Below are 13999 nucleotides of genomic sequence, written 5' to 3' on the forward strand. Positions count from 1 at the left end.
AGCTGGAATTTTTAACCAGCTGCCCTCTTCTTTGTCAGAGTGTGCCCTTGGCGAATTCGGCCATCACCCCTGGCGCGGCGGTGTCGAACCCCACCACGTCCAGCATGTCGGTGCGCCCAGGGTCGGCAATGCTGAATTCGGTGGCGGTCAGGCCGACCACGATCAGCTTCGGCGCCGTGCCCATTTTCTGCGCGTACTGATCCAGCGCGACTTTCGGGTGGACATTCCCGGCCCAGGTTTCGTTGTCGGTGTAGACCACGAAGGTGTCCACGTTCAGCTTTTCCTGAGCCGCCCACAGCATCGGCTGGGCGCAGTCGGTCGCGCCGAAGCTGCTGGCCTGCGCCTTGCGCATGGCGCTTTCCAGTGTGTCGCGGGGCGTGACGCCCAGGGCGCGGAAGCGGTCGGCAAAGCCCACGGTGAAGGCTTCGGGTTCGGTGCGCAGCGCCACCAGGCTCATGGCGGCGGCGGCCATGTTGGGCGTCAGTCCGGGCACGCCCGCCACCTCGCCCCAGGTCATGCTGCCCGACACGTCCAGCGCCAGCAGGTGCCGGGTGTTCGCAGGCTGTACGTTTCCGAAAGCCAGGTAGAAGGCTTCTTCCAGTGCGTCCACGACCTGCGGCACGGGCGTCCACTCGCCTTTGCCCTTCACGCCGCGACCCTGCGCGTACACCAGCCGGGCCTTCAGGGCGTCCAGCGGGTGGATGCGGCCACGCTTCAGCGCGGCGGGGTCGGTAATGCGGTCAATCACCATCCGGCGGACTTCCGGGTCGTTCAGCGTCAGCACGCCCACCCGGCCCAGGTTGCCGAGGTTCCGCAGCAGCCAGGTCAGGCCGTTGGTGTCGAGCGCCGCGCGGTACACCTCTGCCCCGCGAACGTGCGTGGGTACGGCTTCCAGCGGCAGGCGGTACTCGCGCATCAGCGCGGCGGCTTCGGCATCATTCTTGGCCTGCATGGCTTTCAGGTGGCCGTCAATCACGCGCAGGGCTGGAGCCTGGGCATCCGTACTCAGCGTTTCGGGCAGCACACCGTCGACCATGAACTTCAGCACGGCGTTGCGGGCCGCGTCATCGGTCTTGGGGTGGGCCTTGCGCAGCGCGTCGGCCTGCGCCCAGCCGTCGCGGGCCTTGTACTTCACGGCCCACAGCGCCAGCTTGTCCACGTCCGCCGTTTCGTACACCTTCGCCACACCCCGGCGGGTCAGGCGGCCCCAGCCCCCCAGCGCGTCGGCAAAAGCCAGGAAGTGCAGCAGCATCGTCCCGGTACGGGCGGCTTCGGGCAGCGCGTCCCAGGCGGCCTTGCGGTCGGCGGCGTCCGGCGCGGTCTTGGCGACCAGGGCCAGCACCAGCAAGGCGGGGTCGGCCTTCGGCGCACGGTTGCCGCGCACCACGTCCAGCGTCACGCGCAGGGCCAGGGCGGCGTCACGCTGCACCAGTTCACGCAGGAATTCGGTGGCCTGCACGGTGTGCTTCTGTTGAGTGGCGTAGAAGGTACCGCCGTCGGTGCCGAGCACCAGAAAGCGCGTCAGGCGGGCCTCGTCGCTGATCTGGTAGACGTAGCCGCCCGCGTTGTTCACGACCTGGCGCACGTCGAGGCGTTCGGTCTGCTTGCGGCCCCCGTTGATCAGGTGGCGCGGGTTGATGGCGTTCAGTAGGTTCTTCATGTTCGGCCCTCCTTTGCGTGGGCGATGAATGACGCCTGGTGTGAATCACTCGGTGCGTCTGGGGCTTCGGACAGGACTTGAACCTGTGACCTGCTGGGCTTCAGCCAGCCGCTCTGCCGTCTGAGCTACCGGAGCGTAAAAGTGGAAAACAGGTGGTATTCAGGTGGGATTTGAACCCACTCCCTTCTGCGTTGGGCAGATATTCAACCAAATAAGCTTCTTTTGTCGGCGCACGCTGGGGCAAGGTGGCAAAGAAGCCAAAGAACTTCTGAATACTCCCGTTTTCCGTGGTGATTCAGGCAGGACTCGAACCTGCGACCCCCTGTTTCGTAGGCAGGTGCTCTATCCAGACTGAGCTACTGAATCATTGGGGAGAGCGTCGGGAACCGAACCCGAACCTTTGCCTCCACAGGGCAGCGTGCAGACCTTTACACCACGCTCTCCATACTTTTTAGTTGCTTCTCAGTTGCTCGCGTGTCTGCATCAGCGCTTTGCCGAGGCTGTTCAGTCCCCATTGATCTGGGTGTTCCCTGGCATCCTGCTCGCTGAAGCCGATGCCCCAGATGCGGTCACTGGGCGACGCTTCGACCAGAATCAAATCTCCAGTGTTCAGCAGGAAATCCCGGAGCTTCTGGTTTCCCCGGAACTTGTGCCACATGGCCTCGAAGGCCAATTGCTCCCGAACCTGCGCCCAGTGAGTTTTGTCGAAGCCCTTCACGCGGCGGCCGAGTTCCTTGCACTCGGCGGGCGTTTTGGCCTGCAAAATGGCCTCGGTGCTCTCCAGGTCGTTAAACTCGCCCGCTTTGCGCCACATGATGTACTGTTCGGCGGTCTGAAACAGTTGGCCGCCCACGACAAATGGGGAAGGGTGAAAATTGGAGAACGGGTGGCAGGCGCGGTAGAAAAACAGATGGTCAGTTGTCTGCGTCATGACTCGCGCCTCCTTGAATCCTGGTTTGGGATGAGAAAAAGATGGTGGAACGGGCGGGACTCGAACCCGCGACCTCTCGATGAGCAATCGGTCACCTTTCGCATTCGGCCCCAGCAGGGCAAGGTGCAGCGGAAGGTCTTTTTAGTGCTCTACCAACTGAGCTACCGTTCCAGACGTGTGAATGAGCGTTGGGGTGGGGACAGGCGGGATTCGAACCCGCAGAGTCTTGCGACGTTTGTTCCAGATAACCTTCCTCGGTCGGCCCAGCGAGGTGATGAACGCAGTGGGCAAGGTATAGAGAAAGGAAAGGCCCGAAAGCCAGACAAATGCGTTGACCAGTTCCGCCACTGTCCCCAATTGAAAGTCTGTGTCCTGATCGCGGGGCGGGAACCCAACCCGCATCTTCTGCGTGACAGGTCACCCTGAATAATCGGCCCATTTGGGCAAGGGGGCACTCAGGGAAAAGGCTTTCGCCTCAGATATTTTGCCGTTAAACTACCCGCGTTCAGGACTGGTGGATGAGGTCAGATTCGAACTGACTCAGCTCTAGGCGTCCGGTTTACAGCCGGGTGCGACTCTCCAGCTTCGCCGCCCATCCATATTTGCCTGTGGTTTGGGTCGTCAGGCACGACCTGTTGGGGTGAGCGTCTGGAATCGAACCAAATTTCGCCGGATAACCCTTACGCTTCGGCCCACCCGGCAGGCGGGCAAGGGTTGGCAAGGGGTCGAAAACGCCCACCATGTTTGCCCCAGGGGGCCTGGTGCTCCGAGTGAGATTTGAACTCACACTGGCACGGTTCTGAACCGTGTTCCTCTACCGGTTGGGATACCGGAGCGTTAAAGGTGGAGCAGGTTCACCGGAATTGCGCCGGGGTCTCTCAGCGGTTGCTGAGCATCTTGCTGACTAGAAGAAACCTGCATGAAAAGCTCTGGGCAAGGGTTCGGGTCACGGGCGGGCCACTTCATGCCGGGAATCGAACCCGGAGCAACTTGCGCTGCTTCCGCCCATTGAGGTTGGCGAAGTAACCGTGACCACTTCGGCCCTGAGCTTTGCTGATGGCGGTTCCAGCGGGACTTGAACCCGCGCCACTTGAGAGACAGTCAAGCGTCTTGACCGCTAGACCATGGAACCGTGAGGCACCGGGCAAGGGGTGAACCTGGCAGGTTCTGTTTCACTGGAAAGGTGAGAAGCCAGATTCTTCGGCCCGGTGGTGATTGCCCTGGCCTTGCGGCCCGCGCTTTCACCTGCCATAGCTTACGGGCCAGGCGGTGGGGGCACATTCGCCGTATGGCGGAGCAGCGCACTAGGCCAAAGGGCGCAGAAACCTGCGCTGCCGTGACAGAAAAGCTGAGGCATTTCTGCCCCAGCTGGCTGGTTGTACCGTGATCCCGCTATTACTCCAGTGTCACCAGGTAATCATACAGATCCGGCCCGCCCGCGTGCGGCTCGACTTCCAGCATGGCGAAGTCCTTTTTGATCTGCTCGGCAAGTTGCTCCAGGTCTTCCTCGGTTTTCTGCGGGCCGCCGAATACGGTCACGATCTCCTGGCCGCTGAAGTGGCGGTTCAGCATGCTCAGCACGGCGTCCTCGGGGGTTCCGCCCGCGTGGACGAGTTCGTCGTCCATCAGGCCGATCACGTCGCCCTCGGCAATGTCCAGCGTGTCCCCGAGTTTGGTGGTGATGTTGGTGGTGCGGCTGGCCCGCGTGATCTCGAAGGTGGTGACGTTCATCGCGCCGCCCGTCATGCCCTCCACCAGTTCGTCGGCGGGCGTGTCCGGCTGGAAGTTGAGGGCTGCGCCGATGCCCTGGCCCATCGTTTTCGTGGGAATGACTACGGCGCGGCCTTCCATCAGTTCCATGGCTTTCTCGGCGGCCATCTGCACGTTCTTGTTGTTGGGCAGAATGATGACCTTCTCGGCGCTGACGCTTTTCACGGCGTCCACGATGTCCTGCACGCTGGGGTTGGCAGTCTGCCCCCCGGAAACGATGCGTGCGCCCAGGCTGCGGAACAGTTTCACCAGACCGTACCCGTTGGCCACCGCGACCAGGCCGGACGGGGGAATTTCCTCCTCGGCGCGGGCGGCGGCCCCGGCCATGCCCAGAATCTCGGTGTGCTGCTCGGCCATGTCCTCGACCTTGGTCTTGATCATCTTGCCGTAACGGCCCACCGTGGCCAGCAGTTGGTCAGGTTCGTTGGTGTGGATGTGGCCCTTCACGTACCCCTCCGCGCCCACGACCAGCAGGCTGTCCCCAAAGGGGCTGACCAGTTCGCGGATTTCCTCGACGGGCTTGGTGGCGTCCGACATCAGGAACTCGGTGCAGAAACCGAATTCCTCGTTCTCGAACTGCTGCTGCGCGTACTCCGTGACTTCCGGGGCGGGCGGGAGCTTGTCGCCGCGCAGGCTGCCCAGCATGCCCTGAACGAGGTACAGGTAACCCTGACCGCCGCTGTCGATCACGCCCGCCTGCTTCAGCGCGGGGAGCATGTCGGGCGTCCTGTCCAGCAACTCCTGCCCCTTGATGGCAGCGTTTTCCAGCACCTGATCGGGCGTGTCACCTTTCTGCGCGCCCTCGGCGATGCCGCGTGCTACGGTCAGGATGGTGCCTTCAACAGGTTTCATCACGGCTCCATAACCGCTTTTCTGCGCGGCCTGGAACGCCTTCCCGAGTGTTTTGGCGTCCAGTTCCTTGCTGTCGCGGATGGCCTCGGAGAAGCCTTTCAGAAGCTGTGACAGGATCACGCCACTGTTCCCGCGTGCGCCCAGCAGCGCCCCGTAACTGATGGCCTTCGCCACTGCCGCCATGCTGTTCTGGTCGGCGGTGTCCAGCTCGCGCCGTACCGACTGCATGGTCAGGTGCATATTCGTGCCGGTGTCACCGTCCGGCACCGGGTAGACGTTCAGGGCGTTCACCTGCTCGCGGTACACGCCCAGCCAGTCCGTCGCATACCGCAGCGCCTGCGCCAGCTCCGCCGCCGAAATGGTCTTCTTCGGATCACTTTTCTGCACGTCAGACACGCTGCACCCCCACGGCATGCACCCGCACCGCACTCAGGTCGATGGCCGCCTGCGTCTTGCAGACGTGCTCCACGCGCTCGGCAATGTTGCGGGCCACCGTGGGAATGCTGACGCCGTAAGCCGCCACGATGAACACGTCCGCCGTGAACTTCCCGCCTTCCTTGCCGATCAGCACGCCGTCGGACGCGTTGGCGCGGCCCAGCACGCGCGAAAGGCCTTCCTTCAGGTTCGCGGGGGCCATGCCCACCACGCCGGGAATCTCGTGGGCCGTCAGGCCGATCAAGGAGGCCAGGGCCGCCTCTGTAATCTGAATAGAACCACTCACAGTAAAAGTGAGTATACAGGGCAGTGGGAGAAGGCTGAATTCGGTTCAAGGATGTTCTGTTCCTGATATCCACTGCGCCTCAGCTTCTGTGCGGAACGGCAAAGGGCGCCAGGGTGGGGTCGCGCCGACGACCCGAGGCGGCGGTCGCACGCTGCTTTGCCGGCAGAGTTGACCTGCAACACCGAACAGGTCGGCATCGACTACATTGCCTCACGGTTACCTTCAGAGTAGTCCGGCGACAGGCCCGTTCGAGCAGGCCCTTTGACGTATTGACTCCTGAAACGTTTGGAAGCACCATACTGTCTTGTGAATAAGATAGTTTCAATAATGAAAGTATTTGGAGGTGAGAAGCGATGTCCCACGATTTAGGCGGGCTCTCCGATATCCCCGCCGAGAACCGCGAGGCGGCGCTGCAACTGGGCCACGCCCTCAAGTGCCTGCACAAGCACATCAGCAGCAAGGTGATGCGCGGCATGCAGGCGGAACTCATCGAACTCGACCTGTCGTTCTCGCAGATGACCGCCCTGCACGTGCTGCGGGCGCGGGGCAGCGTGACCGTCACGCAGCTTTCGGAGCGCACGCGCCTGAGCCTGCCCGCCGCCAGCCACCTGGTCGAGCGCCTGGTGCAGCGCGGCCTGGCGCAGCGTGAGGAAAACCCCGAAAATCGCCGCGAGAAGGTCGTGCAACTCACGCAGGCGGGCCTGGGTGCCCTGAGCGGCATGGACAGCGGTTTCGTGCGGGCCTACGTGGAAACCTTCGCCACCCTGCCACCCGAGCTGATTCGCGCCACCACCCAGAACATGGAGCTGCTGCTCAGCGCCCTTGACCTCGCCGATGCCCCTTGCCTTCCCGAGCCCTCCCTGAAAAACCCCGAGGAAACCCCATGACCACCCCCACCCACGCGCCCCCAGAAGGGCATATCGACTACTCCAAGACGCTGGATCACCGCACCAAGATGATCATCCTGTTCGGGGTGCTGCTGGGCCTGTTCCTCTCGGCCCTCGACCAGACCATCGTGGGCACCGCCATGCCGCGCATCATTGCCGAGTTGAAGGGCCTGAACCTGTACTCCTGGGTCACCACCGCCTACCTGCTGGCGAACACCGCGCTGGTGCCCATCTACGGCAAACTCTCCGACCTGTACGGTCGCAAACCCATTCTGATGTTCGGCATCGTGGTGTTCCTGATCGGGTCGGCGCTGTGCGGCATGTCCGGCGAAGCCTTCCTGGGCAACCTTTTCGGTGGCCCGATGATGCAGCTCGTGGTGTTCCGGGGGCTGCAGGGCGCGGGCGGTGCGGCGCTGGGCTCGGTGGCCTTCGCTATCATCGCCGACCTGTTCGAGCCGGCTGATCGGCCCAAGTACCAGGGCCTCTTCGGCGCGGTGTTCGGCCTCAGCAGCGTCATCGGCCCGCTGGCCGGCGGCTGGCTGACCGACCACGTCTCGTGGCGCTGGGTGTTCTACGTGAACCTGCCGCTGGGCATCGTGGCCCTGCTGTTCCTGTGGTTCAAGATGCCGCGTCTTGCCAGCGGCCTGAAAGCCAGCATCGACTGGGTGGGGGCCTTCCTGATCCTGGTGTTCGCGGTGCCGCTGCTGCTGGCGCTGACCTGGGGCGCGGACGGCAACTACGCCTGGGGCAGTCCCACCATCCTGGGAATGTTCGCCCTGAGTGCCGCGGCCCTGCTGGCCTTCCTGTTCGTGGAGAGCCGCCACCCCAGTCCCATCATTCCCCTCAAGCTGTTCCAGAACCCGACCTTCGCCTGGGGCAGCCTGGCCCGCTTCATGTTCGGCGCGGCGTTCATGGGCGCGGTGCTGTTCCTGAGCCTGTACCTGGTGCAGGTACAGGGCGTCAGCGCCACCAAAGCCGGCACCGCCACCATTCCGCTGACCTTCGGCCTGATCGCGGGGGCCATCGGCAGCGGGCAGATCGCCAGCCGCATGGGCAGGTACAAGCCCCTGATGCTGATTGGCCTCATGGCCATGATGCTGGGCTTCTGGTGGCTCTCGACCCTGAACGCCGACACCAGCTACAGCAGCGTGATTGTGCGCATGATCCTGCTGGGCCTGGGCATCGGCCCGGCCATGCCGCTCTACACCACCGCCCTGCAGCTCTCGGTCAAGCCCTGGGAAATCGGCGTGGCCACCAGCAGCGGGCAGTTCTTCCAGCAGATGGGCAGCACCATCGGCGTGGCTGTGTTCGGCGCGGTGCTCACCAGCGGCCTGACCGCCAACCTGGGGAAAGCCTTTACCGAGCAGGCCAGCGCCAACACCGGCACCGTGGCCACCACCCTGAAAAGCATCGGGGACAAGATAGTCAGCGGCGAAGGCACTGGCGGCGGTACCGTCGACCGCAACGCCACGCCTGAGAGCAGCGAGCAGATCAGAACCCGCTTTACCGCGCTGCGTCAGAACATGACCAGAGCCATCCAGACCGGGGACAGGGCCGCCGTGAACGCGGTTGCCAGCGACAAGTTCGTGCAGTCGCTGCCCGCCGACGTGCAAAAACAGTTCACGGGCATTCCGGCAGGGGGCGTATCGGCCGCCGTCAAGAGCGGATTCGCGCAGACCTATGCCGCTATTGAAAGCGCCGTGAACAGCGGTGACATCAACCGCGTCAAGGCCGTGGCCGCCAACCCGCAACTGCCCGCCCAACTGCGCGCGAGCCTGAGCAGCATTCCGGCGCCGGCCCTGGCCAGCCCACAGGGCCGCGCCCAGATTCTGGCGGGCATCAAGCAGGGTCTGGATGCCGGCGCAGCGCAGGCCGCCGCCAGCACCGAGCAACAGGCGCTCGATCAGGCCCTGAAAGGCATCGACGACGGCGAGAAGATCTCGCTGGCCAGTACCCGCGCCGCCAAAGTCGCCTTCGCGGACACGGTGGCCCACATCTACCTGTACTGCATCGGCGTGGCCTTCCTGGCGCTGCTCGCCACGCTGATGATGCCCAACCTCAGCATGCCCAAACGCCAGAAGGGCGAGCAGGTGGCCCCGGCGCACGTGGAGATCTGAGGTTCTGGAAGGAAGGTGCCGCTGAGGGCCTTCCTCCTTATTGAGAGAAGACTGAACTGCACACAGCAATTGTGAACAGAGGGTCATCCGGACGAACTGGTCGGATGACCCTCTGTTGCGCCACCTTTGACAAAAAGGGTGTTCAGCGCCCGTTTCTCTACTTCTCATCCCGCCGACTGGAACGGCTTGAAAAGCTGCGTATGACTGACTTGTTACAAGCATCCCGTTTGTTGCGTGCTGCCCTGGAAAAACACCAGGGGGCTCACTTTCCGTCTGGGGCGCTTTTTGTTCCTACTCCCCCCAGTTCAGGATGACCTTGCCGCTCTGGCCGCTGAGCATGGCGTCGAAGCCTTTCTGGTAATCCTGAATGGGATAGTGGTGCGTGATGATGGGAGTCAGGTCGAGGCCGGACTGGATCAGGGCAGCCATCTTGTACCAGGTTTCGAACATCTCGCGGCCGTAGATACCCTTGATGGTCAGCATCTTGAAAATCACGTCGTTCCAGTCGATGCTCACGTCGCCGCTGGGAATGCCCAGCAGGGCAATTTTGCCGCCGTTGTTCATCACCCGTACCATCTGCGCGAAGGCGGGCCCCGAGCCGCTCATTTCCAGGCCCACGTCGAAGCCCTCGTGCATGTCCAGTTCGTCTTTCGCCACTGTCCACAGGTCTTCCTGGGCGACGTTGACGGCACGGGTCACGCCCACCCTGCGGGCCAGGTCGAGGCGGTACTCGTTCACGTCGGTAATCACCACGTTGCGCGCCCCGACATGCCTGGCGACGGCGGCGGCCATCACCCCGATTGGGCCGGCCCCGGTGATCAGCACGTCCTCGCCCACCAGGTCGAAACTCAGGGCGGTGTGCACGGCGTTGCCGAAGGGGTCGAAAATGGCGGCGATATCGTCGGGAATGTCGTCCGGGAGTTTGAAGGCATTGAAGGCCGGCAGCACCAGGTACTCGGCGAAGCTGCCCTGGCGGTTCACGCCGATGCCCTGCGTGTTGCGGCACAGGTGGCGGCGTCCGGCGCGGCAGTTGCGGCAGTGCCCGCAGGTGACGTGGCCCTCGCCGCTGACCCGGTCGCCCACCTGGAAGCCGCCCACCTCGGAACCCATGCCGACGACCACGCCCACGTACTCGTGACCGACGATCATGGGCACGGGAATGGTTTTCTGCGCCCACTCGTCCCACTTGTAGATGTGAACATCGGTGCCACAGATGCTGGACTTGCGAATTTTAATCAGCAGGTCGTTCGGGCCCACGCTGGGCAGCGGCGCCTCGACCGGCCAGATGCCGACTTCGGACTTCAGCTTGGAAAGCGCCTGCATGTGGGTGGGAAGGGTCAAGTCAGGCAGGGGAGAACTGGGGGCAGTGGAACTCGTCATGTCCTGAGTGTTCCACTTTCCTGGCGTCTGTGCGAGCCGTCCAGCCGGGGCGGACTCCGCACCTCAAAGGCGTCCCTCTTTGGGGTGACGTTCCTCCTCACGCCGGGCCTTTAGAATTTGGTCAGTTTATGGATGTTCTCAAGGCGTTCGCGCAGCACATTGGCATAGCCGATCCTTTCGGGTCAGGTTTCCTCAGCGTCATCATCACGTTCCTGGTTGCTCTGGCCTTCACCTGGTTCTTCATGCCGCGCCTGCGCGAATTCGCCGTGCAGGCGGGCTGGGCCGATATGCCGAACGCCCGCCGACTCAATAAGGAACCCCTCCCCAACGCCGGGGGGCTGGGCATCTTCGTGGGGTTCGTGGTCAGCATCATGGTGGCCTGGGCGATCCGGCCTATTCACGTGGAGCTGGTCAATATTCAGGTGCTCGCCATCATGCTGGGCGCGGCCATCATGGTCTTGACCGGGTTCATTGACGACCAGTTCAACCTCTCACCCCTGACGCGCCTGCTGGTGCAATTGCTGGTGTCGATTCTGCTGATCGTCAACGGCCTGAAAATCGACTTCAACGCCATTCCCTTCCTGCCGGTGGTGCCGGACGTGCTCGCCAATCCCCTGAGCACCCTCCTGACCATCCTGTGGATCGTGGGCCTCACCAACGCCGTGAACCTGATGGACGGCGTGGACGGCGTGGTCGGCGGCGTGGGGTTCGTGGTCAGCATGGTGCTGCTGGCCACGGCGGCCCAGTTCACGGACCGGGCCGCCGCCGTGGTCGTCCTGGCGGGCCTGGCGGGCGCGTGCATGGGCTATCTGCGTTACAACTTCAACCCCAGCCGCATCATCATGGGCGACGCGGGCGCGTACCTGATCGGGTTCACGCTGGCCGCCGTGAGCCTGCTGGGCACCCTGAAAGTCAGCGCCGGGGCCAGCCTGATCGTTCCGCTGATCGTGCTGGCGCTGCCGGTGCTGGACACCACCCAGGTGGTCATCGGGCGACTGGCACGCGGCATTCGCAACCCGCTGGGCCACCCCGACAAGACGCATATTCACCACCGCGTGCTGGCCCGCACCGCCTCGGCGCGGCGCACCGCCGTGATCCTGTGGCTGGTCGCGCTGGCCTGCGGCGCGCTGGGAATGCTGCTTCAGGGCGTGCAGCTGGCGACCATCCTCTGCACCGTGCTGGTGGTGGTCGCCTGCCTGTGGTTCGTGGCGCACCGCCGCGTGCGCGCGCACAGCCGTGAAACAAACAGCCGCGAAACAGCCGCGAACCCGAAGTGAACGCTGAACTCCTGACCTCCCAGACCCTTCAAGGAACCCACCATGACTGAACGCACGATTGTCCTGGCTTTCGGCACCCGACCCGAAGCCACCAAAATGGCCCCCGTCTACCGCGCCCTTGAGCGTCACCCCGGCCTCAGGCCGCTGATTCTCTCGACCGGGCAGCAGCGCCAGATGCTCGATGGCGCCCTGAACGTCTTTGGCCTCACACCCGATCAGGACCTGAACGTCATGACCGAGCGGCAGACGCTGGCCGACCTGACCGCCCGCATCGTCCCGACTTCCGGCAAACTGCTGCGCGAAATGCGCGCCGACATGGTGCTGGTACACGGGGACACCAGCACGTCCTTCTGCGTGGCCCTGTCGGCCTTTTACGAGGGCATCCCGGTCGGGCACGTGGAAGCGGGCCTGCGCTCGGGCAGCCTCCGCGAACCCTTCCCGGAAGAAGCCAACCGCCGCCTGACCGGGGTGCTGTCCAGCCTGGATTTCGCGCCCACGACCGGCAGCAAGGCCAACCTGCTGCGCGAAGGCAAAAGCGCCGAGCACATCGTCGTGACCGGGCAGACCGCCGTGGACGCCGTGCGCGAGGTCGCCGGGCGGGTGCCGCTGCGCCCCGCGTGGCAGCAGCAACTGGAGGCTGGGCGCAAGCTCGTGACCGTGACCATGCACCGCCGCGAGAACCAGCCCATGATGCGCGAGATGGCCCAGGCGCTCGGGCGGGTCGCCGCGAAATTTCCCGACCATCACTTCATTTACCCCGTTCATCTTTCCCCCGCTGTGCAGGAAGCCGTGAAACCCGTGCTGGGCGAAGTACCCAACTTCGAACTGATTGATCCTCTCGACTACAGCGAGATGGCCCCGCTGATGGCCGCCTCGGTGCTGCTGGCCACCGACTCCGGGGGCTTACAGGAAGAAGGCGCGGCCCTGAACGTCCCCGTGGCCGTGCTGCGCAACGTCACCGAACGCCCCGAGGGGGTGGAAGCCGGCGTGCTGAAACTGGCTGGCAACGACCCCGCCGGACTGGAACAGGTGCTGACCGACCTGCTGGGCAGCGAGAGTACCCTCAAGGCCATGCGCGAAGCCCACAACCCTTACGGCGACGGGAATGCTTCTGGCCGCATCGCCCAGGCCATCGCCTGGTACTTCGGCCAGGGCGCGCGCCCCGCCGATTGGACGCTTTAAAGCCGCCCGTGCCAGTTGCGGGCCATGTCTAAAAATTCGAACGTGTAGAGGCCAGCCACATTGCTGCTTGACCCCCTGGGCCTCGCGCCGGCGCCTGTCACGAGCCGCGCTTGCATGGCTTATGCTGGGCGTCACCTTGACCCACGCGACCTCTCCTGAATTCACGGTGGTGCTGAACGCCCAGGCGGGGCGCGGGCTGGCGGCGCGCAAATGGCCGCAACTGCAAGCGGAACTGCGCAGGCGCGGCTTGCCCTTCACGCTGCTGGCCACCGCGACGCCCGAGGAAGCGCGCGCGCGGGTGCTGGCCCTGCCGCCCCACGCGCCCATCATGACGGTGGGAGGAGAAGGTACCGTGTCCGCCATTTTGCCCGCGCTGGTGGGCACCGGGCGGCCCCTGGCGATCATTCCGCTGGGCAGTGGAAACGATTTCGCGGGGATGCTGGGCCTGCGGGCCGGGGATTTCGGCGAGGCGCTGAACCGGCTGGCCTACGCCCCGCGCGCCGTGGACGTGCTCGAAGTGCAGTGGCTGGCCGGAGGCGGCGCGGAGCAGCGGCGTTACCTGCTCAACGGCCTGGGCATGGGGTTCGACGCGCAGGTGAACCAGGCCATGAAGGACACCCCGGCCCGCTGGCCCGGCCTGGCCCGCTACGCCTGGGGGGCCTTTGCCACCGTGCGGCACCTGCACCTGTCCAGCGTGAGCGTGGAGTTGGACGGCCAACCCTGGTACGCCGGCCCCAGTGCGCTGTGCGCGGTGATGAACGGCACGCGTTACGGCGGGGGTTTTCGTATCAGTCCCCATTCGGACGTTCGTGACGGGCTGCTGAACGTGGTGGCCAGCGGCCCGATCGGCCGCCTGGAACTGCTGAAGCTGATGGCGCAGGTGCTGGCGGCCAGGCATATTGGCCAGCCGGGCGTTCACGCGGCGCAGGGACGGCAGGTGAGCGTGCGCTGGAGCGAACCCATCGCCCTGCACGTGGACGGCGAGGACGCCGGGAAGGTCACCGCGCTGAGCGTGAAGGTGCATCCGAATGCGGTGCAGCTCCTGAACGCCTGAGCACCCGCCCGCTGGAGCAGTTTTCCGAATTCCGTTCTGCGGAGAACCCCAGTCCGCATCACTCCATTCTTCGTCCTGCTCGTTTCCATTCACTCGCTCTCTGCGAGCTGTGCCAGTCCGCTCGGCCAGAACGCACTTTGTTCTTTTGTCGAATGCCCTAGACTGCGC

At 64.3% G+C, this 13999-nt stretch carries 10 protein-coding genes and 7 tRNA genes; 5 read left to right on the forward strand and 12 right to left on the reverse strand.

Annotated features, from left to right (window positions below; all coding sequences use genetic code 11):
- Positions 1-34 precede the first annotated feature (34 nt).
- The 11 genes from rsr to E5Z01_RS00610 all read right to left on the reverse strand — a co-directional run bounded on the left by rsr (position 35) and on the right by E5Z01_RS00610 (position 5934).
- The gene (gene rsr / locus E5Z01_RS00565) at positions 35-1660 is read right to left on the reverse strand and encodes an RNA-binding protein Rsr (RefSeq protein WP_135227598.1); all 1626 of its coding nucleotides are present in this window, start codon (positions 1658-1660) and stop codon (positions 35-37) included.
- Between the two features lie 59 nt (positions 1661-1719).
- A tRNA-Phe gene (locus tag E5Z01_RS00570) sits at positions 1720-1795 on the reverse strand.
- Positions 1796-1948: 153 nt separating this feature from the next.
- Positions 1949-2026, reverse strand: a tRNA-Arg gene (locus tag E5Z01_RS00575).
- A 2-nt stretch (positions 2027-2028) separates the two neighbouring features.
- Positions 2029-2103, reverse strand: a tRNA-His gene (locus E5Z01_RS00580).
- 8 nt (positions 2104-2111) lie between these two features.
- A complete protein-coding gene (locus E5Z01_RS00585) occupies positions 2112-2591 on the reverse strand; it encodes an NADAR domain-containing protein (RefSeq protein ID WP_167757698.1) in 480 nt (159 codons plus the stop codon).
- Positions 2592-2633: 42 nt separating this feature from the next.
- A tRNA-OTHER gene (locus E5Z01_RS19345) sits at positions 2634-2762 on the reverse strand.
- A 341-nt stretch (positions 2763-3103) separates the two neighbouring features.
- Positions 3104-3189 (reverse strand) — tRNA-Tyr (locus E5Z01_RS00590).
- A gap of 161 nt (positions 3190-3350) precedes the next feature.
- Positions 3351-3427 (reverse strand) — tRNA-Leu (locus E5Z01_RS00595).
- 221 nt (positions 3428-3648) lie between these two features.
- Positions 3649-3723: transfer RNA gene (locus E5Z01_RS00600), tRNA-Asp, on the reverse strand.
- Positions 3724-3986: 263 nt separating this feature from the next.
- Positions 3987-5627 carry a DAK2 domain-containing protein gene (locus E5Z01_RS00605; RefSeq protein ID WP_135227599.1) on the reverse strand — a complete coding sequence of 547 codons (1641 nt, stop codon included), beginning with the start codon at positions 5625-5627 and terminating at the stop codon, positions 3987-3989.
- Complete coding sequence (locus tag E5Z01_RS00610) at positions 5602-5934, reverse strand: Asp23/Gls24 family envelope stress response protein (protein WP_135227600.1); 333 nt, start codon at positions 5932-5934, stop codon at positions 5602-5604. Before E5Z01_RS00610 ends, E5Z01_RS00605 begins: the two co-directional genes overlap by 26 nt.
- Positions 5935-6287: 353 nt before the next feature.
- Between E5Z01_RS00610 and E5Z01_RS00615 the strand changes: the two genes are divergently transcribed.
- Positions 6288-6821, forward strand: a complete 534-nt coding sequence (locus tag E5Z01_RS00615) for a MarR family winged helix-turn-helix transcriptional regulator (RefSeq protein ID WP_135227601.1) — start codon at positions 6288-6290, stop codon at positions 6819-6821.
- Positions 6818-8938, forward strand: a complete 2121-nt coding sequence (locus E5Z01_RS00620) for an MDR family MFS transporter (protein ID WP_135227602.1) — start codon at positions 6818-6820, stop codon at positions 8936-8938. The genes E5Z01_RS00615 and E5Z01_RS00620 overlap by 4 nt, the downstream gene beginning before the upstream one ends.
- A gap of 291 nt (positions 8939-9229) precedes the next feature.
- On the opposite strand, the gene tdh is transcribed toward E5Z01_RS00620, so the two are convergent.
- Positions 9230-10261 (reverse strand): L-threonine 3-dehydrogenase, encoded by a 1032-nt coding sequence (tdh, locus tag E5Z01_RS00625; protein ID WP_135227722.1) that lies wholly within the window; start codon positions 10259-10261, stop codon positions 9230-9232.
- A 185-nt stretch (positions 10262-10446) separates the two neighbouring features.
- Between tdh and E5Z01_RS00630 the strand changes: the two genes are divergently transcribed.
- The 3 genes from E5Z01_RS00630 to E5Z01_RS00640 all read left to right on the forward strand — a co-directional run bounded on the left by E5Z01_RS00630 (position 10447) and on the right by E5Z01_RS00640 (position 13831).
- Positions 10447-11595 carry an MraY family glycosyltransferase gene (locus E5Z01_RS00630; RefSeq protein ID WP_135227603.1) on the forward strand — a complete coding sequence of 383 codons (1149 nt, stop codon included), beginning with the start codon at positions 10447-10449 and terminating at the stop codon, positions 11593-11595.
- Between the two features lie 42 nt (positions 11596-11637).
- Positions 11638-12777 carry a non-hydrolyzing UDP-N-acetylglucosamine 2-epimerase gene (gene wecB / locus E5Z01_RS00635; RefSeq protein WP_135227604.1) on the forward strand — a complete coding sequence of 380 codons (1140 nt, stop codon included), beginning with the start codon at positions 11638-11640 and terminating at the stop codon, positions 12775-12777.
- A gap of 136 nt (positions 12778-12913) precedes the next feature.
- Positions 12914-13831, forward strand: a complete 918-nt coding sequence (locus tag E5Z01_RS00640; RefSeq protein ID WP_240738105.1) for a diacylglycerol/lipid kinase family protein — start codon at positions 12914-12916, stop codon at positions 13829-13831.
- The last annotated feature ends 168 nt before the right edge of the window (positions 13832-13999 follow it).

Source organism: Deinococcus fonticola, assembly GCF_004634215.1.
Classification (GTDB): domain Bacteria; phylum Deinococcota; class Deinococci; order Deinococcales; family Deinococcaceae; genus Deinococcus; species Deinococcus fonticola.

What these genes read in the sequence shown, in the direction of transcription:
- rsr (WP_135227598.1), bottom strand. Translation starts at nt 1,660, where the DNA reads ATGAAGAACCTACTGAACGCCATCAACCCGCGCCACCTGATCAACGGG.
- E5Z01_RS00585 (WP_167757698.1), bottom strand. Translation starts at nt 2,591, where the DNA reads ATGACGCAGACAACTGACCATCTGTTTTTCTACCGCGCCTGCCACCCG.
- E5Z01_RS00605 (WP_135227599.1), bottom strand. Translation starts at nt 5,627, where the DNA reads ATGCCGTGGGGGTGCAGCGTGTCTGACGTGCAGAAAAGTGATCCGAAG.
- E5Z01_RS00615 (WP_135227601.1), top strand. Translation starts at nt 6,288, where the DNA reads ATGTCCCACGATTTAGGCGGGCTCTCCGATATCCCCGCCGAGAACCGC.
- E5Z01_RS00620 (WP_135227602.1), top strand. Translation starts at nt 6,818, where the DNA reads ATGACCACCCCCACCCACGCGCCCCCAGAAGGGCATATCGACTACTCC.
- tdh (WP_135227722.1), bottom strand. Translation starts at nt 10,261, where the DNA reads ATGCAGGCGCTTTCCAAGCTGAAGTCCGAAGTCGGCATCTGGCCGGTC.
- E5Z01_RS00630 (WP_135227603.1), top strand. Translation starts at nt 10,447, where the DNA reads ATGGATGTTCTCAAGGCGTTCGCGCAGCACATTGGCATAGCCGATCCT.
- wecB (WP_135227604.1), top strand. Translation starts at nt 11,638, where the DNA reads ATGACTGAACGCACGATTGTCCTGGCTTTCGGCACCCGACCCGAAGCC.